This is a genomic window from Virgibacillus sp. M23 (genome assembly GCF_034190895.1).
Classification (GTDB): Bacteria; Bacillota; Bacilli; order Bacillales; family Amphibacillaceae; genus Virgibacillus; species Virgibacillus salarius.
In genome coordinates, this window is record NZ_JAWDHA010000013.1 from 1 (window position 1) to 24,442 (window position 24,442).

At 35.7% G+C, this 24,442-nt stretch carries 27 protein-coding genes and 3 pseudogenes; 4 read left to right on the forward strand and 26 right to left on the reverse strand.

Features of this window, described 5'->3' with window-relative positions; all coding sequences use genetic code 11:
- Nucleotides 1-232: pseudogene (locus tag RVS70_RS07320) on the reverse strand (IS5/IS1182 family transposase); the annotation flags it as partial.
- 342 nt (nt 233-574) lie between these two features.
- On the opposite strand from RVS70_RS07320, the pseudogene RVS70_RS23370 reads away from it, so the two are divergent.
- A pseudogene (locus tag RVS70_RS23370) lies at nt 575-999 on the forward strand (IS3 family transposase); the annotation flags it as partial.
- A gap of 86 nt (nt 1,000-1,085) precedes the next feature.
- Here the strand turns inward: RVS70_RS23370 and RVS70_RS07335 are convergent.
- From RVS70_RS07335 to RVS70_RS07355, 5 genes are all read right to left on the reverse strand, one after another.
- Complete coding sequence (locus tag RVS70_RS07335; RefSeq protein ID WP_051388316.1) at nt 1,086-1,493, reverse strand: helix-turn-helix transcriptional regulator; 408 nt, start codon at nt 1,491-1,493, stop codon at nt 1,086-1,088.
- Between the two features lie 465 nt (nt 1,494-1,958).
- Nucleotides 1,959-2,141: a hypothetical protein gene (locus tag RVS70_RS07340; protein ID WP_026679544.1), complete on the reverse strand. Its 183-nt coding sequence runs from the start codon at nt 2,139-2,141 to the stop codon at nt 1,959-1,961.
- A 1,094-nt stretch (nt 2,142-3,235) separates the two neighbouring features.
- Nucleotides 3,236-3,994, reverse strand: a complete 759-nt coding sequence (locus RVS70_RS07345) for an ISL3 family transposase (RefSeq protein ID WP_051388210.1) — start codon at nt 3,992-3,994, stop codon at nt 3,236-3,238.
- Nucleotides 3,995-4,412: 418 nt separating this feature from the next.
- The gene (locus tag RVS70_RS07350) at nt 4,413-4,886 is read right to left on the reverse strand and encodes a hypothetical protein (protein WP_026681319.1); all 474 of its coding nucleotides are present in this window, start codon (nt 4,884-4,886) and stop codon (nt 4,413-4,415) included.
- 52 nt (nt 4,887-4,938) lie between these two features.
- On the reverse strand, nt 4,939-5,529 hold the full coding sequence (locus tag RVS70_RS07355; protein ID WP_321132777.1) for a hypothetical protein: 591 nt from the start codon (nt 5,527-5,529) through the stop codon (nt 4,939-4,941).
- A gap of 120 nt (nt 5,530-5,649) precedes the next feature.
- Between RVS70_RS07355 and RVS70_RS07360 the strand changes: the two genes are divergently transcribed.
- Nucleotides 5,650-6,042, forward strand: a complete 393-nt coding sequence (locus tag RVS70_RS07360) for a hypothetical protein (protein WP_321132778.1) — start codon at nt 5,650-5,652, stop codon at nt 6,040-6,042.
- A 14-nt stretch (nt 6,043-6,056) separates the two neighbouring features.
- Here the strand turns inward: RVS70_RS07360 and RVS70_RS07365 are convergent, their stop codons facing one another.
- Nucleotides 6,057-6,713 (reverse strand): hypothetical protein, encoded by a 657-nt coding sequence (locus RVS70_RS07365; protein ID WP_321132779.1) that lies wholly within the window; start codon nt 6,711-6,713, stop codon nt 6,057-6,059.
- A gap of 112 nt (nt 6,714-6,825) precedes the next feature.
- Between RVS70_RS07365 and RVS70_RS07370 the strand changes: the two genes are divergently transcribed.
- Nucleotides 6,826-7,212, forward strand: coding sequence for a hypothetical protein (locus RVS70_RS07370; protein WP_321132780.1), 387 nt, complete (start codon nt 6,826-6,828; stop codon nt 7,210-7,212).
- 71 nt (nt 7,213-7,283) lie between these two features.
- Here the strand turns inward: RVS70_RS07370 and RVS70_RS07375 are convergent, their stop codons facing one another.
- Entirely contained in the window at nt 7,284-7,496 is a 213-nt protein-coding gene (locus tag RVS70_RS07375; protein ID WP_321132781.1) for a hypothetical protein, read from the reverse strand.
- A gap of 247 nt (nt 7,497-7,743) precedes the next feature.
- On the opposite strand from RVS70_RS07375, the gene RVS70_RS07380 reads away from it, so the two are divergent.
- Complete coding sequence (locus RVS70_RS07380) at nt 7,744-8,721, forward strand: hypothetical protein (protein WP_321132782.1); 978 nt, start codon at nt 7,744-7,746, stop codon at nt 8,719-8,721.
- On the opposite strand, the gene RVS70_RS07385 is transcribed toward RVS70_RS07380, so the two are convergent.
- The 18 genes and pseudogenes from RVS70_RS07385 to RVS70_RS07470 all read right to left on the reverse strand — a co-directional run bounded on the left by RVS70_RS07385 (nt 8,693) and on the right by RVS70_RS07470 (nt 24,442).
- The gene (locus RVS70_RS07385; protein ID WP_321132783.1) at nt 8,693-8,890 is read right to left on the reverse strand and encodes a hypothetical protein; all 198 of its coding nucleotides are present in this window, start codon (nt 8,888-8,890) and stop codon (nt 8,693-8,695) included. The genes RVS70_RS07380 and RVS70_RS07385 overlap by 29 nt on opposite strands.
- Before the next feature lie 493 nt (nt 8,891-9,383).
- Nucleotides 9,384-10,172: pseudogene (locus RVS70_RS07390) on the reverse strand (N-acetylmuramoyl-L-alanine amidase); the annotation flags it as partial.
- Nucleotides 10,172-10,399 (reverse strand): phage holin, encoded by a 228-nt coding sequence (locus RVS70_RS07395; protein ID WP_321132785.1) that lies wholly within the window; start codon nt 10,397-10,399, stop codon nt 10,172-10,174. The gene RVS70_RS07395 and the pseudogene RVS70_RS07390, both read right to left, overlap by 1 nt.
- A gap of 15 nt (nt 10,400-10,414) precedes the next feature.
- Nucleotides 10,415-10,756, reverse strand: coding sequence for a hypothetical protein (locus tag RVS70_RS07400; RefSeq protein ID WP_026681329.1), 342 nt, complete (start codon nt 10,754-10,756; stop codon nt 10,415-10,417).
- Between the two features lie 115 nt (nt 10,757-10,871).
- A complete protein-coding gene (locus RVS70_RS07405) occupies nt 10,872-11,051 on the reverse strand; it encodes a hypothetical protein (protein ID WP_321132786.1) in 180 nt (59 codons plus the stop codon).
- Nucleotides 11,041-13,308 (reverse strand): phage tail protein, encoded by a 2,268-nt coding sequence (locus RVS70_RS07410; RefSeq protein WP_321132787.1) that lies wholly within the window; start codon nt 13,306-13,308, stop codon nt 11,041-11,043. Before RVS70_RS07410 ends, RVS70_RS07405 begins: the two co-directional genes overlap by 11 nt.
- Nucleotides 13,309-13,326: 18 nt before the next feature.
- On the reverse strand, nt 13,327-15,015 hold the full coding sequence (locus tag RVS70_RS07415) for a glycerophosphodiester phosphodiesterase (RefSeq protein ID WP_321132788.1): 1,689 nt from the start codon (nt 15,013-15,015) through the stop codon (nt 13,327-13,329).
- Between the two features lie 13 nt (nt 15,016-15,028).
- Nucleotides 15,029-15,868, reverse strand: coding sequence for a phage tail domain-containing protein (locus RVS70_RS07420; protein WP_321132789.1), 840 nt, complete (start codon nt 15,866-15,868; stop codon nt 15,029-15,031).
- Between the two features lie 11 nt (nt 15,869-15,879).
- Complete coding sequence (locus RVS70_RS07425; RefSeq protein WP_321132790.1) at nt 15,880-19,242, reverse strand: phage tail tape measure protein; 3,363 nt, start codon at nt 19,240-19,242, stop codon at nt 15,880-15,882.
- A gap of 226 nt (nt 19,243-19,468) precedes the next feature.
- On the reverse strand, nt 19,469-19,792 hold the full coding sequence (gene gpG, locus RVS70_RS07430) for a phage tail assembly chaperone G (RefSeq protein WP_321132791.1): 324 nt from the start codon (nt 19,790-19,792) through the stop codon (nt 19,469-19,471).
- Nucleotides 19,792-20,388 carry a major tail protein gene (locus RVS70_RS07435; protein WP_321132792.1) on the reverse strand — a complete coding sequence of 199 codons (597 nt, stop codon included), beginning with the start codon at nt 20,386-20,388 and terminating at the stop codon, nt 19,792-19,794. The genes gpG and RVS70_RS07435 overlap by 1 nt, the downstream gene beginning before the upstream one ends.
- Before the next feature lie 7 nt (nt 20,389-20,395).
- The gene (locus RVS70_RS07440) at nt 20,396-20,740 is read right to left on the reverse strand and encodes a hypothetical protein (RefSeq protein ID WP_321132793.1); all 345 of its coding nucleotides are present in this window, start codon (nt 20,738-20,740) and stop codon (nt 20,396-20,398) included.
- The gene (locus RVS70_RS07445; protein WP_321132794.1) at nt 20,737-21,141 is read right to left on the reverse strand and encodes an HK97-gp10 family putative phage morphogenesis protein; all 405 of its coding nucleotides are present in this window, start codon (nt 21,139-21,141) and stop codon (nt 20,737-20,739) included. The genes RVS70_RS07440 and RVS70_RS07445 overlap by 4 nt, the downstream gene beginning before the upstream one ends.
- Entirely contained in the window at nt 21,141-21,482 is a 342-nt protein-coding gene (locus RVS70_RS07450; RefSeq protein WP_321132795.1) for a phage head closure protein, read from the reverse strand. Before RVS70_RS07450 ends, RVS70_RS07445 begins: the two co-directional genes overlap by 1 nt.
- Nucleotides 21,469-21,792 (reverse strand): head-tail connector protein, encoded by a 324-nt coding sequence (locus tag RVS70_RS07455; protein WP_321132796.1) that lies wholly within the window; start codon nt 21,790-21,792, stop codon nt 21,469-21,471. Before RVS70_RS07455 ends, RVS70_RS07450 begins: the two co-directional genes overlap by 14 nt.
- A 47-nt stretch (nt 21,793-21,839) precedes the next feature.
- The gene (locus tag RVS70_RS07460; RefSeq protein WP_321132797.1) at nt 21,840-22,385 is read right to left on the reverse strand and encodes a hypothetical protein; all 546 of its coding nucleotides are present in this window, start codon (nt 22,383-22,385) and stop codon (nt 21,840-21,842) included.
- Nucleotides 22,385-23,578: a phage major capsid protein gene (locus RVS70_RS07465; protein WP_321132828.1), complete on the reverse strand. Its 1,194-nt coding sequence runs from the start codon at nt 23,576-23,578 to the stop codon at nt 22,385-22,387. Before RVS70_RS07465 ends, RVS70_RS07460 begins: the two co-directional genes overlap by 1 nt.
- A gap of 123 nt (nt 23,579-23,701) precedes the next feature.
- A complete protein-coding gene (locus RVS70_RS07470; RefSeq protein ID WP_321132829.1) occupies nt 23,702-24,442 on the reverse strand; it encodes a head maturation protease, ClpP-related in 741 nt (246 codons plus the stop codon).

A 24,442-nucleotide genomic window follows, 5' to 3' on the forward strand; every position in this document is an offset into this window, starting at 1 on the left:
GCCTAATCAGGTCTTTGATTGTTACAATTCGCTCCACCACACGAGCGATTAATGAGTAGATCATGGCACCGTAATTCAGTTCTCTTGGGGCACCAACTTTATTAGGTTTATCAAATAAATTCAAGATAGGATCCAAATTGATTGTTGAAAAAACAGCTTCAAAATGATGGGTAGGTTCCATCTCATATAATTCGTGTATGTCAAACAAGCTTTGTTGTCGTATAATAGACATAGGGGGCATCTCACCTCTCTGTTTATGTTTGTGTGGTAACTAACATTATACAGGATTTGGGGAGGTGCTCTAATTTTTATGTCTTTAAAGTCTTGAGCCCCAAGGGCTCTATATTATGAAATTAACTCGAGTAACAAATTATTTACAGAAAAAGAAATTAAGATACGTTCACGTTATCCATATGTTAAATCAGTTAGTGAGGAATTACTTATACAGATGAATTTAAGCGCATTTTCATTACAGAAAACAAATAAGAAAAGTTTCCGAGAGATATTTGTAGAGTATGGTTTTGATATAAGTATACTTGGAATAGATCGTATTAAATCTGCTGATAATAGATGGTCTTATTTATTTGATGGCAGTGGGAAGAAAGCATATTTATCCACCATTAAGGATGGATCAACAAATGAATTGCTGGTATATAACGTTTCTAGTAGCCTTGCATTAGAATGGCAGCAGATATAATCCGGAAATCAAAGGAAATTCCAAGAGTAAAATTAGCAAAAGACGCATTTATATCAAGGAAGGTATTACTAATGAAATATAAATTAGGACAATCTATGTCACGACGAGGAAACTGTTAGGATAACGCCCCTCAAGAATCGTTCTTTGGTGATTTTAATGATGAAGCTTATATAACACAGTGTGAAAATTCAGAAGAAGAAATAAAACAATACATGATTTATTACAATAACTATAGATATCAATGGGATCTTAAAAAGATGACTCCAGTGCTATACAGAAGTCATCTTTTGGATGTAGCATAGTCTTTTTTTCACATGTCCTTGACAAAGGGTACATGTCAAATTTTAGTAAGGACTTTTTATTTTTGAAAAAACAAGGATATGTATGGTTATTTAAATCGAATAGCTGATTTAATTGACTTTAATAAATCATCAAAAAACACCATGCATAAAATTCCAAGTATCATTAAATAGTCAGGTGAATTCTCAATAAATATGCTAATAAAGAGTATAATTATTCCTATATAAAAACCTGGATCAGATAATTTTTCAAAGTACTCTTCTTCATCAATTGTAATTTTGTCTTGTAGATCTTTATCCTCTCTAATTAATTCATCAAGCGTTACTTCAAATATATCACTGATTCGAATTAGATTAACAATGTCTGGATATCCTTTATTTGTTTCCCATTTATATACAGCTTGGCGAGATACATTTAATTGTTTTGCAAGGTTCTCTTGAGATAGACCGTTTTTTTCTCTCAAACTTTTTATTTTGTGTCCAAATGAAATGTCCACACTAATCCCTCCTTGAGAATAGATTACAATAAATTTATTTTTTGTGAAATAAACGTAAAGTTGCAAATGCCAACTAATAGTTTACATAGAGATATGTAGTAGTAACAACCCTTAATTTTAATGAGGGCTTTTCATTAATCAATTCCTAGAAAGAAGTTGATTAAATTTACTGAGTTAAAACAGCTAATACAGGATATTATTGTAATACCAATCAATGGCTATATAAGTTTATGAACAAGATAAAAAGCTTATTGCTTACAAATTGAAACAAAAAAGAAACTTCATACGAAGTATTATACGATATAAAAAGAGTTGGTAAAATAGTCTATAAGTAGCTCAGCCGTAGTCAATCTGGATTAATGGAATTCACACCGCAGGAGCTAAGGGAATCTACTAAGGACATCATGGAAATGTACGTAATTTCTGTATGTAAACTTTTTTCTGTAGCTAAAATCATCTCTTGTTCTATAAATACCCTTCTTTTATGTGGCTAATTAACTGCAATAACTTAGGAACTATTTTTTTGATATGATCTATTTCCAAATTTTCTACACCTCTTGGTATTAGCAAGACGATTTGATTAATATAGTCAGAAAGAACAGGTAAGCTATCAGATAAAAAATCAACTAATTCTTGCTTTCTATTCATTTCCACCATTTGAAGGTTCTAATGGAATTATGAAATTAGTTGATAAGTTAACGGATTAACTTTTAGGTGTTAATTTAACCCATAAGAAGTGGGTTCTTTTTTAATCATTAAACAGAACTAAAGTACGTATATAATAATAACAAATGTTCTTAAGGGTGGTCTTGTTATGAAAGGGTTACTTAATCGTTCTGAGGAAAATAAGCAAAAAATCAATATCTTTTAAATAGATAGCAATAACAACGTTACGGAGCGTTATATACGTGTTCTAGAAATACGCGAAAAAGAGTATATTGGCTTATTGTTTCTACCATAAAAAAGTAAGACATTTAAGTAAAAAAATATCCTTTCAGCTGGACCAGTACAGAAGAAAGTGGCGCGTGACGGTTAATTATTTCATAATTAAACCTAATTTGTAAATTCTGATTAAACCAATTATAATATTGATACAGGAGAATAAAAGGAGTGTTATCTTGCATTTTTATTTATTTATGCTCATTTCGGTCGTTGGTTTAATTGCTATTCTCTCGTTATCAATAGCAGGGGTATTAAGATACTTTAGAAGATAATATTTATTAAGATACCTAAATTATTTAAAGCTCTTTTTTGCTGAAGGAGCTTTTTACTTTTCAAATACAATTAACTCAACCGTATATTCATAGCAACAATATACATATTTGTAATTTCATTCTAAAAAAATACAAAGAGGAATGTAGTAGATTACATCCCCTTTGCAAGTAACACAAGTGTGTTCTATTATTTATTTTTTATTATGAGTACTAATAGTACAGCTACTAAGTAAAATAAACTTAAGTGAACACTGATTACGTAAATAATATATTTTATATAATAATTTGTAGTCAGGGGAAAACTATCTTTTCCATACTCCATAATGTTTTCGACAACACTAGGTACAAATATTGATATTACTGCAATAAGTAATATCAAATATAAATATGCTTTGTTCTTTCTGATAACAAGTCATCCCCTCTCATAGTAGAAAGTTAATTTAAATATACACGAATTTTTTAATATAGGAAACACCGACAGGTTTATATGCAGTAACGGTACCAGCAAATACAAAAGGAGCAAATAAGTCATTTCCTGTTGGTACATATAGATTTGATGTCAGGAGGGGTGGAATCCATAAATTGATCTTGAAATCGTCCAAATTGATATAAAAGATTTTTAGGACAGTTTTTTCCACTCCAATGATTATGTGGAACCACATTTTCTATAGGGATAACAAATTCATTCATAAGAGATCTAATTAATGTAGCAGGGCTCATATCCATAACCACCACTTCTACTCTTTGCCCATGTTCTTTCAAATAAGTCTCTACCGTTTCCTTTTTCCTATCCGGCAATATCTCCAGGGGTTTCCGATCCACCGGATCGGCAATAATAGTTTGGTATTTTTCTCCGTCTGAATCTCCCTTATATTCATCAATGGCGATTACAGAAGGCAACTCTTTTGTTTCCTTCAAAAAACTAGATCCCACTTCATCAAACCTACGCATTACAGTAGTTGAGGAAATGTTAAATCGAGAGGCAACAGATTTAAAGTTTTTTCCATGAATTAGCTCCAATGCAATAGCTTGCTTTAGTTCTTTAGACTGCCGTTGATAGCGTTCTACTAATGAGTTATTCTCATAAAAACGTTTTTCACAATTCGGTTGTTCACATTTATAGCGACGCGTACGGTAATCATGCACCTTTTTTGTAAGCACATTACATACTGGACAACGATGGGGCTTAGCATCCAGTTCCACATGGAGCTGAAAAACTCCACCATTTTCAACTGTTTTTTTAATACGAAAGGCTTCTAAACCTGGTAAAGACATGTTAAAATTCACTTACACGCAACTCCTTTTGTTTTTGTTTTGTGGGTAAAACAAGTCTAACAAAATTCGGAGTTTGCGTGTTTTTATTTAGCTGAATTTTCTCAGTACCCCAACATATATTTTAGAGCCCAAAAAAATAAGCCACCTAATCGTTAGTTGACCGATTCAACCAACGGATTAGAAGGCTTATCTGACGGAGTTTTACCTCCGCTATTAGACGTCCCAGGAGAGATTCGAACTCCCGACCCACAGCTTAGAAGGCTGTATACTTTATGATTCTATTTTTCTTTAGATGCTACAAAGTGCTTCAAAATAGCGTTTTGTAGCTTTTGTTTATTTTATAATATTTTATTTTGTTATGGTGTTTTTTCGATTTTCACAAAAATGGTATCCTGTTGGTATCCTAATTAACATTTCGAGTTTTTCATCATCACTTTTTACCATTTACCGCTTCATCAATTAAACCACTAAGACCTTTACCTTTCTTAGTATCTGAGTTATCTGTGTCTTGATTTGAATAGCTGCTTGGATATTGTATATCATCGAAAGTCTCTGTTTTATCCTCTAGAGAATTATCTTGTGTACGATGTACATTATGTTTTTCCTCACTACCCACTAAATACTGTTTAATATTCATTAATTCTTCATAAGACTTTGATTCCATTTCTTTCTTTTCGTCAAGAATTCTTATTATCTCACCAAAACCAAACATCATAATCCCCGAAATTATCCCACCTATAGTATAAGCCCAAAATATAGTCCATGTAATGGTCTCCTCGTATTCAATTTCTCCAAGAATATTTTCACTCGTAACAACAGTTGCCGAATCTTGCAAACCCAAGATAACTCCTGCGATAATTGCAAACACTCCAACCACATATAAAGATATTGCGATTTTATTCATTATTCAATCCCCCTATTCCCCTTTTTTCTACATATCACCCTTCTTTTACTATTCATTCTACAGGAGTAAGTGTTGCTGCAGCAGACGATTCTATTATATAGCCATCTTCAGCAAAAAACACATAGTCACCTTTCCCAACTGAACTGTCCCCTAATATTGTATTAACCATTATCGACCCACTACTGTCATATACAAAAAAATTAGAAGATCCACTTGCTTTATAACGCGCTGCAGGAATATCAGTCCCTACAATCCACTGCCCAGCTGACAACTTAACTGGTTCGTCGGTTGCTTTTACGATTTCCTCATTAAGAGCATCTAATTCTTCTTCTGCTGCGTCAATGTCACTGTTTAGACCTTCTAAAGTAGACTTTCCTTCATCTGTTTCTTGTTTCATACTGTCCCGTTTGTCTCTTAGTTCTTTTAATTCAGCTAATTCATCTTTATTCTCTTTTAAATTCCCCTTCGACTCATCTAATTCACTATTTACCTTATCAAGCTCTTTTTCTGCTTCTTTGACCTTTTCTTTCACTTCCTCGTAGTTTAAAGCCTCCCCCTCTACTTCAGCTGTAGCATCCTTACACCCAGCTAATGTGAAAACGGTTAATAAAAACAAAACTGAAATCATACATACTTTTTTCATATGTACCAATCCTCCCCTTTTTTCTACATATTACCATAAAATAAGTACATATTAACTACCTAGTTGCAAAATGATTGCTTATATTCTAAAATAAGAACAAACGTTCTTTGGGGTGATTAGATGAATACTGAACTAAAACAGCTAATACAAGATTTTATTACCCTCCCTATGGCTATAAAAGTGTATGAACAAGACAAGAAACTTGTTGAGGATTTTTATATGGCAAATATCTACATCAGTATGATTGATGCGAATATAGAACGATTAAGACAAGCACAAATTGAAACAAAGAAGAAAATGTACACAAAGTATCATGTCGATGTGAAAAGAGTTGGAAAGACTTCTTATAAGTGGCTCAGTCGTGGTCAATCTGGAATTATTGAATATACACCAGATGAACTAAGAGAAATGACTAAAAATATTATGGGTAGGTATATTTACAGTACAAAATTTGAGGTGAAAGACGGATTTGTAGATCAGTTGAGAAGATTGGAGAAGGAAAGCCCCCACTAGGAGGGCTTTATATTTTATCTATATTTAATTTTCACATAGGTGCTATTAGCTGAAGGAACATTTTCATAGTAAGTCCTGATTAAAGTCCCACCGCCATTGTACTCTCTTACTTTATATCTAGTAACTTTATAAACTCCATATACTGCCGGTCTGCTCCAACGGCTATAGTCTGCATTGACAAAATAACCTGAACCTCCAGCTTGATTAATAGCTACAGATACATAACCATAACTTACTGATACACCAAACGATGTTTTAGAAGTACTAAACCAATATCCAGATGCTCTATTATAACCTGAAAAGTCAGGATGCCAGCCAAAATTATAATTAGAGTTAACAACGCGTGAAGAAATCTTAGTATATTCCCTACGATTACATGATGCACAATTGGTCCCAATATCTGATTGCTTAGAACTAACGTTTGAACTTGGTACAGTGAATTTGTCTGGAAGTTCCTCATATGTAGAAATCACATTACCATCCACCACATTAGTTTCTACTAGTTCCCTTTCTAGTTGAAAATCTTTCAAACTATTAGCTGTTTTTTCTAAGGAGTTAGCTATGTCTGACGCTGAAGAATTACTTGAAGTTGAAGCAAAAGATGGGGTTGCAAAGATGAAGAGAGTGGCCAAAACGAAACTCGTAAAAGATAAAAGTTTCAAAAACTTCATTAAAATTCCTCCTTTTTTTTAAATATTTGTAATAACTTTATAATAAACTTGAATAATTGTCAAATATTTCATATAATGATTTTAATTCTTAAAATAGAAGGGGGATGGATAAATGAAAGGTATTCTTTTTAGTATAATGTCATTGTTGATTATAACAGGTTGTTCCAGTGAAACCATATTAAAGACAGGTGAACAAATAGATGAGAGTACAGTTAAATTTAATAATGAAATAACAAACAAAGAAGAAATTGAAAAAGTAAAAAAAATACTTGATCAAATGGAAAAAACAAATATTAAGGATATACCAGAAGATTATCCTGATACAGTATTATTGATTCAAAATAGCGATGAGAACTACAACGAATTAAATATATCAATTTGGTATAATGATAATAACACCTTAATCCATACAGGTATGGTAGATTATAAAGAGGGAAATTTTTATAAATTGGAAAATAATCAATCAGATAAATTAAAAGAAATACTAAAAAATAATTAGAAATTGTCCACTTTTATTTTTGCGATGTTAAACAAGTACCGTACCTCCCCCTTAAATTTTTAAGGGGATTTTTACATAGCTTCCTTCCGTACTGATCCAGCTGAAAGGATATTTTCTACCTTAAATGTTCTCACTTTTTTACGGTAGTAACAATAAGCCAGAATACTCTTTTCATTTACTTCAAGCACGCGTATATAACGTTCCGTAACATTGTTATTGCTATCTATATAAAAGATAATGATTTTTTGCTTATTCTCCACAGAACGATTAAGTAATCCTTTCATGATAAGACCACCTTTAGAACGTTTGTTCTTATTATATCATTAAAAGCGAACAAACGTACGTATTATTTTATGGAAAACAAAAAATCACCACCTCCCCGTAATCCATTTCGACTATGGTTACAGGAAGTGGTGTTGTTGTGGAATATGGAATTAATACTTTTATGTTAAACATTTCCATATTCAAGCAGGATTTTTGTAGAACAGCGTCGAATTTTTATATTTAGTGAAAAAGAAAGGGGAAATAGCATTGAAAGAAATCATTTATCTAGACACTGAAAGTGTCAATTCTCTGTTAGCTCAACTAGATCAGGGAGTAACTAACGAATTTACAGTAGAAGAAGCTACATCAGTAAGCCACGCTTCGTCTTCCACAACTGATTTAGGAATGGACAATAGTTTTGAAGGGGGAATGAAACTAGATACCGGAATGCTTCCAGGTGGAGCTCTTAATTTTAAATTTAAAAGAGGGGATAGTGAAAATGAAGGAGAAATCAGCTCTGTACAAGTAACTGACGGACAGAGAGATTTATTAAATAAACAGTTCCATGATTACTCGCTAGATATACTTATATATAAATTAAGAAAAGAAAACCTGATTAAGGATAGCAATAATATTAAAGAGGGGGATATCATTCAAAGCGAGGGGCAATTTGAATTTTATGATTTCTCTTTAATAAACAAAGCATCAAATGCTGAAGTTTGGGGAGAAATCATGAGCTGGGAGGATCATGAAACAGTATATAATTTCACCAAAGACGAAGCAAAAAAAGTATATGAAAAAACACAAAAAAATCAAGATCTAAACAAAAGACAAAAACAGATTAAAAATGAAGCTCTGTTATTTCACCAAAAAATTATTGATAGGAATGAAATAATAAAAGTTATGAAGATGTTAGAAATATACAGCTCTACTACTGATCAATTATTCAAGGATCTTACTTTCGTAAAAACAAACAATTTGATTGGATTATTAAAGAAAAGATTTTTACGCGAGTCAACCGAGTCACTATCTTTCAGAGGAAAAAACACTAGAAAAGCGAAATTCTTAGGTAGGGTCATAGGTGTAAAAAGCGAAATATTCGATGGCTCGGATTTCGATTTTTCCCCAAATGAAATAAATAAGATTCCAAGTATTTTGTTGGATGTTTTGTTAAACTCATTCGATATTTTAGAATTGGATGATATATTAGTGGCGCCTATTGCCGTTTATTACGAATCAAATTAAATGTATCAGAATTTCTTTTTTTTCGAGCTTCAAAGTCAACAATTTTTTTATTGATTATGTTATTCACATCTTTACGTTTGCTTTGGTTTTTATTTCTCAAATTATTAAGTTTTTTTTCATGGTGTTTCATGATTTCTTTTTGCTCTTTAACAAAATTATTAATATCCATAAGTTCACTCCCTTTTTTATTATACTATGTATAATATTTATTTTTGTAAACCTTTAATTATTACCAAAATAGTATTTCTTAAACTAAGATCATTATACACGAACAAATGTTCCTTTTCAACCTTACATTTATCCCCTTTTACTTCCTTAGTTAGTAGAGGGGGATACTTTCATTTACTCCACCCACACACAATAACCATTATTCATTATAATAAGCCCCACCAAAAGGCAGGGCATGATGCTTACTTAATCACAGCACTAGTACCAGAACCAACATATATATTACGCTTACCTCTGCCTGTTTTAATAGTTACTACATCTGGATATGGTTTATCTAGTATTTTATAAGTTAATCCACCATACCTAGCAGGAGTAAGGCTCCAATCGCTATTTTTTTTGATCGGTTTAACATTAAGCTTGTATGTCCTCCATGTCTTTGCGGATGCAGGTAAATGAACGGTACCTTTTGCTTGGCTAGGTTTAGACTTACTTTTTGGTTCATTCTCTTTTAAGGATCCATAAACCTCTTTACCAGCCAATCCATCCCGTTTCAACCCATAGTAAGATTGATAACGTTCTACTGCATCTTCTGTTTTATCGCCATAGTAATCATCTATTCCGTTATTTTTAGCACCTTTTTCAGGGTAGAATGGTGGGTCATTCTTCGATAGCATCGTTTGTAATTGTTTAACAGGCTTACCATATTGACCATTTCTAAGTGTTTGTCCTTTCCAATCACCAGTAACCTTTGTCCAGTTTGTTACTGTTTCAGAGCCTACTTGTTGATCTGGTGCTTCTACGGTTTTACCCTCAATGCCATCTATAAATGTACTCCACATATTCAGCAGTAAATGAGGACAGTTTTTCCCTGACCAATACTTATGTGGTACAACACGTTCAATAGGTATATTATGTTCTTTCATTAATTTTTTAATAAGCCATTGGGCATTTTTAATTGCTTTGTTAAAGTCGCCATCGCTGTTTTCGCATATTTCAATTCCAATTGATTGTCGATTTCCAGCACCTCTTTCACCGTCGCCAGCGTGCCAACCGTTTTCATTCGTTGGAATGTGTTGGTATATTTCTTTGTCATCGACAGTGTAGTGCCAAACAACCACTCGGCCACCTGCGCCATTATGCAAATACCGACTGTGCATTTCTGCATTTGCTCCCTTGCTTGAATTAGCTGTGTTATGGACAGTTAAATATCTTGGTTTCATAGAATGACCAGGGCGTTGATTCGTTTGAGATTTAGGTATAAAATCTTGAATTATTTTTGGCATTACTTCATCCCCCTATCACGTAAAAATTTATCATTATGCTTACCTTTTTTAGTAACAGGATTGTCTTTAAACCATGCCCATACAGCTACGCCAATTGTTGCTACTGTTGACACTCCTTCATATATTTGTTCTTCGTTAAATGGCAGTGGGCTCCACCCATATAGCATTAATGCCTGATTTGCTAGTAAAAACCCTAATACGACAAGTCTTACAATTGCTTGTTTCATTTTATATTCCTCCCTTTAATTTGCTAAATAAGTCAATAAAAAAACCGCTATGGATATGGCTAATGCCAACCATGACGGTAAATTCTTAAACATATTTTCTCTTTGCTTTACAATGCGTTCCACATCTTCCTTGCTTGCAGTGGATGATATACCTTTCTTTAAATCGTCAATATCTTTTTCATTTTCCTTCGACCGATTATATGCTCCTTTAGCGATGTCATAAGTTTCATTAATCTTATCTTTCATATCTAGCAAGCTGTCCAACTTCCCACTCTGTTCTGCAAGTGACACTTTAACATCCATGAGCACCGTCATGAATTCTTTCATGTCCTCCACTTCCTTTGCTTGGTCTGCCATTCTCGACCCCCTAACCGAAAGAACTATAATCGTACTTTATTCTTAACCACTTTTTCACTTTAGGTGGCCAGAGGGCTTCCCCTTTGCCCTCGCCCCCAAACATAAAAAATACGCCTTACTCGGCGTTATCCATTTCCTCTATCTGCTGTTTTCGTGACTGTTCTAATTCTTTCTTTAGTTCGTCCAATTGTTGTTTTTGTTCAGTTATAATAGCATCACGTTGTGCGACATTAAGCGCTGACTGTGATAATTGTACTTGTAACGATTGAATAATGAAATCCTTATTAGGATGCATATAAATCCCCCTCTATTTGTTCTAATCGGTCAATGATTTGCTGCATACCTCGCCAAACATAAGTTGTTAAAGGATACTGACTAATAGTAGTTCCGTCGCTACCTTTAATGATTTCCGGCGATTCATCAACCATTAAACCAAGTTGCTTTTTTGCGGTGCTAGGATCTGTTTTCATGCGATAGGTATGCGGATTTGTACTTTTGATAATGTCTAAAACATCATCCTGAAACACTTCAATATCTTTTTTTAATTCTCGTAAAGATTTATTCTCAAAAGAACCAGCCCATACTGGTCTATAAGTTTCTTCTAATCCTTTATTGACTACTTTTAAAACTCCATCCATACCAATATAAGCATTTTCAGTTCGGGTTATAAAAGCGCCACCCCATATTTGATTAGCGAAAACATCTCTATAAATAGGAGAACCTGTGCCATCGTTCGCATATCCTTTATTAACTACATGCATTGCACTGTCTGTACCCATCCAAAGACTTGTTGTTGTTGTGATTAATCCATTACTAAACAGCTTACCTGCTCGTAAAGGGTAGTAAGCGTCCGTAGTGCCTGCTCCCGTCACTCTGACTTCCCCGCCAGAACGTGGTCGTAAATAAATATTATTACCGGCAGAACCTGCATTATTTTCGAGATAATTTCCATAGAAACCTGAAGCACGAAATGGCAAGTACGTATAACTCCCTATTTCTCCATCACCCGGTATTCCATTAATATCTACGATGCGACCCTCTTGACCCGACTGAGCTGCTAAATACACGTTATCTGTGGTTGTCCCTAACGCTCTGGATGTCACAAGATATTCATCCGCTTGAAATTTAATACTATCATCAGCATAGTAGCCGTACATACCATCTGGACTAATCGACACTTTACGTCCATTCGATACATCAAAAAACTCTGCATCTGATCCATTTACGCTGAAATATCCATCTTCATTAACCGAGGACAGATTAACTCCAATAATGGATTGTCCAATGATTTTTTCTGCCACAACGCCTTCACCAGTGACAGCTGCTTCGGCAGTATTACCACCATCTATCGATACCATAAACCCATGCGATGTAAAACCTGTCACATAATTTGGGTTGCTTGGGTCAATACCCCATATTCCGCCTTTATCGGGAAATTGCAACTCTGTTTGAGCGTTTTTAATGGCATTTACTGCGTTTAGCATAGAGTCATCAAATACTGAACTAGGAAGCTTTTTTCTTCCCTCTAGTAGATCATTTAACGCTTTTACAGATGTGTTTAAATTCGCTTGATGTCGCTTCGTTAATCCTTCGCTACCGAATGTAACCGATAAATCTAATATATTTCCTTTCCAATCTTTAGTAGTAGATTTATCAATCACTCTAACTTCTTCTTTCAGCCCAATTCGTTCATCAATTAAAAATGTTCTATCTCCTAACTTCGGTTGCGCTAACTTATACCCTTGCTTACGCAGATCGTGAATATTAGCTGATACACTTATTTTTAATGATTCATCAACCAAAATTTTTAATTGTCTATCCATTGTTTCCGTTGTTGTAATCTTTCCATTTTTGATAGGAGGCGCTTCTCGTTTTCCTATTCCGGGTATATTGGCTAGAGGTGAAGTGTATTCCCTTATAAGTTTTGCGTCTTGTTCTTCGCCTTCTTTATAATCGCCGTAACCTTTAGCATAGGTGTAGAAAGAGCCTGCATCGATCTCTTGGACGATGTTTGATGCATTTAGTCTGTATCGATACATAAACGAAGCATCTCGTCCTACTTGCTTTTTTAAATAAACAATGTTTCCGACGATTTCAAACTCAGCACCATATCGATTTAATGCATTCTTGAATAGAGTTAGTCTAGTGTCGCCATCGCCAAAACCTTCCCATTGAATGGCGTCGAAACTATCAACTAACACATAATTATATCTCGAACCTTCAAATATAAGCGTAAAACAAGCCTGCGCTGTCATGTGTTGGTCGTATCGTTCATAAACCCTTTGTGTATCAAAGTCATCAAAAAACAAAGGAACAGCTTTAATGTCTGTAGACATTAGTTGCCCTTCCCCTTTACGTTTTGCGTAAACCACTTTATACGTTATTTCATCTGTAACAACTTGCCACATTTCAGTAACGTTTTCGATAAATAGAGCATTAACCTTTGTTGGTAGTATTTTTAGTGATAATGATTGATTTCCGTTTAATTGTTCGTCTATTTTTATTGTAGCTTGGAGAGGATATTCATTTCCTTCAAGGTCACGAATAAACATCTGTCGTCCTCCTTCCTATTAGGATATAACGACATTCGAAAAACTCCACTTGGCTTCTCTTCTTCCGAAGTGAAGATATCCGCCTCTATACTCGGAATCTGTAATTTCTGCCGTTAGATTTTGATCTACATTGGTTACTCTAATACCTGTTGGTGTAACTTCGATTTCTACAGAGAAAGGTGTACCTTTTTGCAAGTCTTCGCCACCAGTTACATTACCAATTCCCGTAGCTACTCCATTAGCTCCTTTATACACATAAATTGATCCACTAGCGATAAACAAAATCTGATAACCGTCACTAAGACCGTTAGGACTGTCCTCGAAATAGTCTATTGGTGTGTTAATTGCAACAGATCCCCAATATGTTCCACTTTCAAAAGTGATATCAAGGTTCATAGTATAAGTTTGTGGCAACTCACCCGCCCAACCTTGCAATACATATTCTCTGACTGTGTCGTCCGTGAGTATATTGGTAAATCCCCATTTATTCGGTGATATAAAACCGCCTCTGTTCGAATGGCCACTAGCTAACATCCCGTGCCCAAATGTTTGATCTATGAAAGTATCTTTACTAGATGCTGGTATAGACTCTGACAAATAAAAAGGATCATCCGAGAAAAAGCCATGCACACCCTTTGCTAATAATTCTTCCTTCTCATAACGATTATTCACAGTCCAAGCAATGACTTTAAGACCGTTATCTATACAAGATTGTATATAAGAGCCAGCGACGCCTTTTGAAACACCAACATATCCTATTCCAGCAGCGCTAATCGTTGCTGGGTCTGCCACATTTGTTATTAATAAAGTTGCATATCCTGCGTTAATAGCTGGTTGCAGATCGTTGATATCAGATGATTGGATAAGCGAATAATCTTTTAGTTTATATTTGTCTAGCACGTTTATTATTTTTTGTACAGACTTTTTATCCTTGGATTCCGGGCAATAAATTGCTGAATTACCGAATGTGCTTACTATATCTTCGAATAAAGGTGCACTAACATTTTTATAAGGCGATGGGACATATACGTTTAAATTTCTAAATCCCATTGCGGAATATTCATATACATATCCTGTTTTATCTGTAGTACGATTCACTGTATCATCATGCATAACTCCTAAAGAACCATCCGCAAGTGTCTGTACATCCATTTCTATAAAGTTATTACCTAAAGCTAAACATCCCTTATATGCTTCTAAAGTGTTTTCGGGGAAAATGTTAGAAGCACCACGATGCGCTATATAAAAAGGTTCTTGTACATCTGCTAATTTTTGGTTACTCAACTTAGAATTAATGGAATTTATCTCTTGTTCGTTTTCATTGATCCGTTGCGTTAATTGTTCCTCTACTGCATTAATTACGGAAGCATCTATATTTTGTATAGGTTGCCATTCCGAACCATCGTACCTCCATACAGTTCCGCCTTGTCTTTTGTCATCGGGTCCTGTAGGATAGTCCGCTGAATCACTTCGTGCCATAGCGGTGTCACTTTCAGAAGGATTAGGGTACGTTGTTGTTATATCTTCGTAGGTATCAACGAAATCAAGCCAATTTAGTTTTGATCCGTTTATGATTTCTTGATAAACTTCCTCGGTTATAGTAGATGCGATATTATCTATCATTTCATATAATTCTTTATACATACGATCTTCTTCATTTCTCATGTTTCTATCCCATAGTGTTTCTAATGGTATATAACCTTTCATATCACATCATCCTTTATGCATAATAAAATCTGAAATCAAATTCTGTCCTTGCTCTTGATATTCCTGTTAACTCAAATTCATTCCAACCCGGCACTAATTCAATAAATTCTTTATTTGTTTTCCGCATAAATTGTAATCCGTTAGAAGTTATGTTCGGACCATCTAACAAAATTGTTTGTGAATCTCTAACTTCTTCATTGACTCGGAAAGTAGTCCCGTTTGTCTTGTTTTTCAGTTGTAAATAACTTAACGACCCTACTACATTACTTATTTTTATTTTTAATTCCTGTTCAAACGGATGTATAGGCTGATTTCCTGCGTTGTATATACGGAAATTATTAGTTTCATGTGTATATTTTAATGATTCATCCTCTGCAATCAACCCCATACCAAATCCCCATAATTCATCATTTGCATTTATTCCGTTTTGTTCGATGTCTTGCGTTGTTCCTATTGATTCAGCGAACGGTAATTCTGACATTTCTAATGAGAACGTTCCCCGCGCCATTGTTTGAGTTAATCTTTCCGGAATAAACGAATCAACTACAGTCACTTTGTATTTTTTCCCTTTTTGATATTTTTCTGATACGTATAAAAAATCATGGTTAACGAAAAATGCAAAAGCTTCATCTCTTAATAATCGATAATCCATCGTATCATATGGAAGTAATCCTATTTCTGCTGTTACGGATCGTGTTGTAAAGGTGTATCCTTTATCTATAACACCGTCAGCCCCTTCGACTGAATCTATAACTCTGTTTTTTTGCATAGATGAAATAAAAATATCAAGAGGTAGTATCCCATTAGGAAATTTCTTTAAGTTCATATATTCGTCATATACTATATACACCATAACTACCTCCTTTAAAAATAATTACCTACATTAGAAACTGCATTATTTTCGTTAACTACTTCAGTAATACTTTGTCCGTTAACTTGTATTATTTTTCCTTCTCTCACACCTCGCGCGATATCTTGTAGTAAGGAAACCACTTGACTGCTACTATCGCTCATCGAATTGTCAAGTTGGCTCACAACTCTATTAGCCTCACCAGGCGGTCTAGCACCTGAAGCATAACCAGGTAAGTTATTTAATGATCGGATTATTTTTTTCGATTCATCATGCGGGAATACTTGATATCCTGCCGGGCGTTCGTATCTACCAAAGTTAAGTAGTTCCCAATGGTTACCCATTCTGCCGAGTTCGAATCCTTCTTCACCTGCAATAAATGGTCCACCCGGATGTCCTCCTGGTGGAGTACCATCAGCGTATAGTCCTTCTCTTAGTTGAGTTGCAACATTAACCGTTCTAAATAAAGGCGCTGATAATTCTTTATTTATAGAATCTATTGATGGATTAGTGAATATATCTATTTTCTTATCATAAACAGTTTTGCCAGCTAGCTCATTAATGTTCTCTAATCGTTTCTTTGCTTCATCTAATCGATTTTTCTGCGTTTCTAATTTTCTATTGGATTTTTCATACTCTTTCGTTGAAATTTCACCAGCGTCATTCTTTCGTTTCAATTCTTCTTTTGCTTCTTTGTTTTTTTCTATCTCTTTATCAATTGCTATAAGACCTCTTCCTTTTTCAGCAGTAATACCTGCTTGAGCAAGGATTAATTCTTCATAATCTCCCTGGAGTTTTTGAATTTCTTTTATTTCCTCTTCTGTTACTTCCTTGTCTTTTCTTTTAGTCTTTAGCTTTTCGAGCAATTTATCATAAGTTTTATCTAACTCTGCTTTTTCATATCCGATAGCTTCAACAATTGTATCCTGTTCTGCCTTTTCAAGTTCCAGCAAAGCCAATTTTGATTCAGCCTTTGTAAGGGCATTACCGTCTAGTCCAGACATTTTATCTTTTAGTTCTTTGATTTGGGTATTTATTTCTTTTTGCTTGATCTCTTCTTTTTCTAACTCAGACATCTTATCTAAACGTTTTTGGTAGGTATCATCTATTTTGGTTTGCGTTTCATTTATTTCAATAGTAAGGTCTTTTTGATCCTTTAAGAGTTGAGTTTCATTTTCCAATGCCTTTTCTAATTCTCTCTCTGCATTCATGATGAGTTCTTTTCGTTTTTCCTCATTCAACTCTTTCAAGGTATCTAAGTTGTTGATATAAGCATTTCCTTGTTCTGATATAGCGTTTGTTACGTTTGGTGTTTTTTCTACAAGAGTATCATTTAGTTCTAAAAACTCGTCCATTTCATCATTAGTCAATCCAGATTTTTTTAATAAGTTATTTTGTTCATCAGTTAGTGCTTTTATTGCATCTTCGTTTTTCGCATCTTTTAATTCGCTCATGATATCCATGTATCGCAACATTTCGTCAGTGGTAAGTTTATTCTTACCATGCAAGTCTTCAAACCTCTTTGATAATTCGTCCATTGTTGATATTTCATTATTTACACTATCAACCAACTCATAATTGACATCATTAAGCTTTTTCATATCTTTTGTCGTAGCATAGATACCAAGACCCAACGCGGCTACACCAGCAATCGCAATTCCAACTGGACCGCCTGTTACACCCATAAGACCAAATCGACCAAGTAGTCCTTTACCACCAGCTTTACCAAGTAAGCCAGTTAGACTACCACCGACTTTAAGCAAACCACCTATAGTAGTTGTTAGTCCGCCCAATCCCACACTTACAGGACCAATGGCTGCTACTAACCCAATCATTTTTAAAATGGTTTGTTGCTGTTCTTCGTTCATATCTGCAAAGGCTTCTGCGCCAGATTCAATTTTATCAATTAAAGGTTGAGCAGCATCAATCGCATCCATGACGGCTGGTATTAATGCCTCACCAAGCGTAATACCAATGTCTTTGATTCGATTCCAAAGTATTTTCATTTGAGATTCTGTAGTTGCATAACGCTTTTCTGCTTCTTCTGTAAGTGCTGTGTTTTCTTCCCATGCTTTTGATCCAATTTCTAAGGACTCGGAAAATACGTCACTTGCACCTGCAGCACGTAACAGGGTATCTCGTAATCTGACTTCTTTTATTCCCATTTCATCTAAGATGCCGATTGCTGATAGCCCTCTGTCCTCAGCTGTTGACAGTCCTTCAATAAAGGTACTTATTGCTTTAGTAGCATCATCTTTATATGCTTTCTTAAAATCAGAGGCAGACATACCGGCTACTTTCGCAAAATTATTTAAGGAGTCTCCACCCTTTTCAACTGCAAGTTGCATGTTAACCATCACTTTTGAAAAGGCGGATCCACCAGCTTCTGCTTCAATACCTACAGAACTTAATGCAGCTGCAAATGACATAATTTCTGCCTCTGTCAGTCCTACCTGGGCACCGGCACCTGCTAATCTCATAGCCATGCTAGATATTTCAGATTCTGTAGTAGCCAAGTTATTCCCCAAGGCAACAACAGTGGAGCCAAGTTTATCAAAGTCATCTTGAGACATACCCACGATGTTTGCAAATCTAGCAAACTCTGTTGCTGCTTGGTCACTTGTCATATTGGTAGCTTCTCCGAGGTCTATCATGGTTCGGGTAAATTCTTCGATGGATTCAGTTTTAATACCCAACTGACCTGCAGCTTCAGCTACTTTTGCGATTTCTGTTGTAGATGAAGGAATCTCTTTAGCCATATCACGTATGGACTGACGCAACCCCTGCATTTGTTCCGCGGTACCGTCAACGGTCTTTTCGACACCAGCAAAGGCTGATTCATAATCACTTGCCGCTTTAAATATCGCAACACCGCCTGCTACGATAGGAGCTGTAACCCTCATAGAGTAATTGCGCCCAAAGTCGGTCATATTTCTACCAACAGTCTGCATTTTATCTCCGGCATCTGTCATGTTCCTGCTAAGTCGCTTCCAAGGATTTGTTTGTTCTTCAATAGCTCTAGTGATATCGTTCAGTTGGTTCTCGGTACGGTTCATCTGCGCAACAGCATTATTATATTGGTCAGACAGATTCTTTGTCTGTTTTGCATCCTCACCCTTTATTCTTCGAGATTCTTCAAAACGTTTACCTAATTCCTTTACTTGTAACTGCTGTGTTTTAAATCGGCGAGTGAGAATATCTGATTGCTGTCTTAACCCTTTTAAACTGTTCGTGTATTCTTTACCGCCAGATCGTGCAGCATTCATTTCAGATCTTAGTCCTTTTAAATCTTGCCTAAATCCGGTTAAGGCGCGAGATGCTCCGTCATCTTCCCAGGATAACCTCGTTCTTAAATTGCCAACTTCTCTTTCTGCCACGTTCTCACCTGCCTCTCTTACCACACATCGCTTAAGTAAACTTCTTTGTCTTGCTGAACAGTGCTTTCTTCACTGAGTAGATCATTAAAAAAGTGGACGTCCATCTCATCAATTTGAGACATCGTCCACCCAGTTCTATTGATTTGTCCTCCATGTATATAACTCGGAGGGGGAAACATTAAATCTTTATATAACTTTAAAAGGGAAGTGTACGCTTTTTTAAACGTCACTCCCCCTTCTCGTTTCCCTCATTACCTTCTCTATTCGTTTTCGGCTTCACGCCAAACACTGCTTCTGCTAGTTTTTCATCAACATATTTTTTACTTGCACCATTTAACAACTGATCAATGGTAAATTGATCCTTAAATACAACGTTAGTAAGAATAGACATTATGTCATCATCTTCCGCAAGCAATTCCTTTGTGGTTGGATTTTCTTCTCTTTCTTCTGCCTTTGCCTGTATCTCAAAATATTTTCTTCTAGCTAACATAGGAACAAATGGTGCCGTGAATATTTTTTTCTGACCATCAATATAAAGTTCTATTTGCATTAACCTTCCACCCCCCCGCCAGTTCCAGCAGAATAATTTTTATCGATAACTTGCGTAAACCATTTATCAAATATGGTGTTATCCGTAATATCTGGATCCTGATCCCACATTTTATACTTTTCTGCTTTGTCGTGAAGTCTTGGGATCGCCTCACCAGATAAATTCGGTGTTTGATATGCAGGTGTTTCTTGTAATGTTTCTTTGTTTTCCTCTGCTGGAGCTAACTTCACACGATAGATCCAAAAGTACTCATAACCACCACGAGCACTTAATGCTCTCCCACCGATAGCAATGTAGGGAGCATCATCATCGCCGCTATCTGTAATACCTCCATTTGCATCAATTGTTTTACCTAGAATATCTGCTTCTACTTCTTTTTCTAGATATGCCGTATTAAGTGTTACCGCAATTGCTCCTTTCGCTGAATCCGAAAACAACACGTTATCATCAGCTCTTAAATTAGCTCTGTTAACTGATGGTGCCAAATTTAATGCCATTGCAGGTCCTAATGGTTTTACCTCACTATAGGTAGTTGAAGCATCGTCCTCAGCAGTGATAATTGCATAATGTAAATCTTTTAATCCTTTAATAGCCATCTATCATTCACTCTCCCTGTTTAATTTCGGTTGCATATATAAATCGCACTGTCTTTCTAAACTTGCCTACGTTCTCTTCATATTCTCCTGGAGCTTCATAGATACGCCGAAGACCAGCTTGTTTTAATAAATTCTTGGTTTGATTGAAAACTTCTAAAAAGTTTTCTTCCAAAAATATATCTATTTGCACATAATAATTTGTGGTAAGCTCTTCATCATCGGCTGTTAAAGCTGACCCCTGGTTATAGTCATTAAAAATAATATAGTCTCCAACCGTATCGCTAGCTGTAATGTAATGGATTGGGATATTTAAAGGACTCAAGGTATCTATAATTAACTTATTTAAAGTCATGTCATACCCATCTCCTTTCTCAGTTCTCTAACATAAATATCTAGTATTTCACTTTTACTTAATTCAAAAGCGACGGATGCAAAAGGTTTTGGGGAAATAAAACCGCCGGCTTTTACATTCCAATAGCCAAATTCATGCATGTACAAATAGTATCCCGGTTTCTTTGCACCGCCCTTTGTTCCTACAAATAACTCACCTTTTTTGGGATCAGTTCGTACGATAGATTCTTCTGCTTCACCAGAGATTCGATGCAATCCATGTGCGTAAACTTCGGCTTTCATACGCTCACGCAACAGATCTCCTGCGTTTTTTAACGCTCGGTTTTTAACTCTAGTTGGTACTTGTTCGATAAGCTCAATCTCTCTAATTAGTTCGTCAATACCTTCAAATTGAAAGTCCATCAACTTACCGCCTTTAATACCACGGTCATAGAAATACGTAGTCCGTCATCGTCTTCTATAGATTCAATCTCATGTTCTACATTTCTCCACAATACCGTTAACCCTTTTGGACGTTGATTATCTTCTAATTTCCTTTGGTAACGTATTGTAAATTGCCTGTTATGTTCCATTTGAGATTGTGCAGCTGTATAAAAAGCGTTTCCTTTTAAGGTTTTTAATTTTGCCCATGCTTTTGTATAAAGAGTTGGCTCATTGATTGGAAAACCATCTTCATCTGTACCGCCAGCTGGTTGTTGAAATATTAAACGGTGTCTTAATTCTCCAGGATTAATTGGTTTCATTCGAATCACCTGCTGGGTAACAGTATCGCAATTCCCTGAGAATACTGTCTAGAGAATGTGGGATCTCATAGGATGCATTCCCAATTCGAAAAGCTTCCCTGTTGTCATACCAATGTTGTGTTAATAGTGCGCAAGCCTGGTCATATTGTTCTTTCATATCGGGATTAGTTTCATCTATATCTTTTCTTGCTTGATTTTTTACACTGATTTTTGCCTGCTTATAGAAGTTTTCTAGATCCTTTTCATCTTCTTCTTCAAGTTCATCCAGTCTTAAAAACCGTTTCAGCTTTTTAAGTTCTTCAGATGTCACATTACCACCCTCTCATAAAAAGAAAGAGAGCGAATATCATCGCCCTCCTAAGATTGTGCTGGCCAAGGAACATCAAATGTAGATCCGTCAGATAGCTCAAACGTAATATTAGTACCGTCCGAAGTGGCTCCTGTGACACTAACACCATCAGCACCAGGATTACCTTTATCTCCTTTAGCCCCTTTTGCTCCATCAGTACCAGCTGGACCTTGAGGACCTTCTGGACCAGCAGGTCCCTGTGGCCCTGGCACACCACCGCTAGATTTACGTACAACCTTTGCCAAATTACCGGTCGTGACTGCTTCAGCGACATAACCAAAGCCTTCTCCTGCTGAAGCAACTATAACGCCTGCTTCTCCCACTTCTACATAAGTGCCAGCTGATAAATCTTCTCCCGCTTCAATATCCCACACAGGTTCATTTTTTAATGTTACTCTTACTTCTTGATCTGCTTTGAGTTCACCTGTAGATTTATAATCTGGTGTACCTCCAACCGGTGTAATTGAAATTGAAGGCATACCATTTCCGCCAGATAAAGATAGTAATCTATTAGCCTGTACATCTTCTGTAACTTTCGCTGTAAAGTAAGTCATTACCCCTCTGCACCTCCGTTATTAACATTGATTTGAGCAAATACAACAGATTCTGGATCCCATTTTGTAACATCTTCTCGTTGAATAGCTCGGAATTCAGTAGTATTTGATCTCCAAGCTTGTCCACCCACTTTAGTCATATCAATAGATAACTGTTTTCTATCCCATAAAACAATAGCCTCTTCTAGCACACCAATAATAAGTGGGGCCAATCCTTCAGCAGTTGTAGCGATTGTTTTATTAGATAAAACAATGATTGGATGTGTACCAGCAAACAGTTTTCTAGTTTTTTGAGTTGGATCTGGTTGTAATAATGGACGTCCATTACCATCCTCTAATTGATCAAGATAGTTAAAACCATCCTGGTTTGTATAAATAGCTGCACCTTCAGCAAAAGCAGGGTCCAACGTAACATTAAGCGTAGTTTTAATACCCTTGTAATCATCAAGAACAACCTTATCTAACGTATTCACTTGTTGTAGAATCAAATAATTATCTGTTGCTTTGGATTTTTTAGTAATCCAACGAATTAAATAATCTTCTAACGCTTGATCAGTATCATCCAGAACACTATTAGGGACTGGTAAGAATCCAGCACGCTCTTCAATGTTATAAGATAAACGATCGAACTTAGGAGATTCAATCTCTTTCATTGCATCTGGATCACCATATTCAGACAGTGGTTGCAGAGGTGTATGTTCCGCACGGCGTTCTAGCGTACGAGCACCTTTATTAGTTGAAACAGGCACCACTGTTACGTATTGACGTAAATCATCCGTTGTCTGGCGCAATTCATTAATACGTGTTTGGATATCTTCAGGAATAATATAGCCGCCATCTTCACCAGTTCCTGAAGAAATACGTGCTTTGTATTTATCCATTACATCTAATTCATCAGATGTTAAAGATTGCCCACGAACAGCTTTAAAGAAAAGAGCTTTATATTCTGGCTTATTATCTTTAGGGTCCTTAGGCTCTTGGTTCATCTGCGCTCCGTTTGCTTCTGGTTCAGGAATAGTCAGACCTTGAAAATCCGTTTGTAGAGCTAGGAAATTATCAAGGTCCTTCTTAGCTGCCTTCGCTTCTTCTAATTTCGCTTTTGCTTCTTTGTGCTTTCCTTCGTCCATCAACTTCTGTGCAGATGCTTTTAAATCAGCAACATTCTGGCGTAACTCTTGTTCGCGTTTGGTCATGCCAGATGAACCATCCATCTTTAAAGATAGTACGTTTTTATTTCGTCTCAAAGCTTGTAGTGTATTTTCTAGTTTTGTTTTCAATTGTTTTTCCTCCTTGTTTTTAAACATAAAAAATAGACCTTACAATTCGAGTAGGTCCAATTCGTTTTGAAATTGAAATAATTCATCTTCGTTATTTGGTTGTGGTTGATTGTTAGGTTTACTCACCTGTGCAACTAGCTTCTGTGGTGTCTTATCGTACCTTGCTAAAATGTCTGTGGCGCATGCAGCAATGGCTTTTGATTCCCCGACATCCACATTAAAATACTGCGCAGCTTCTTCACCAGTAAGCCATGTTTCTTTTTCCATGAGATCTTTAATGGTTTCGATGTCCACTCCATCCTTAAGATTTTCCTCGTAGATATTAACCAGTCCAGATTCAATGGTGTCTAGATCATCAGCTAACTTTCTAAAAACGGAAGCATTTCCTATAGCAATCGTTAATGGCTTATGAATCATGAGATACGCATTAGAAGGAATTCGAATCGTATCACCAACCATTGCGATGATAGAGGCCATCGATGCTGCAACACCATCCACATATACTGTCTTTTTTGCTTTGTTGCGTTTAAGCATATTATAGATTGCTTGACCAGCAAAAACGGATCCGCCAGGACTGTTGATATAAATATTTAATTCGTTTAGCCCTTCTACCTGATTAAGAGCGTTAAGTACATCATCCGGCATTACATCTGCTTCATCCCATTTAAAATCAGTGTTATCTACAATTTCACCATAAATATAAAGGTCAGCAGACGTATCGGTGAGGTTTTTTACTGTCATAAGTTGATTCGACTTATTTTGGATCGGTGTCGCTGACAT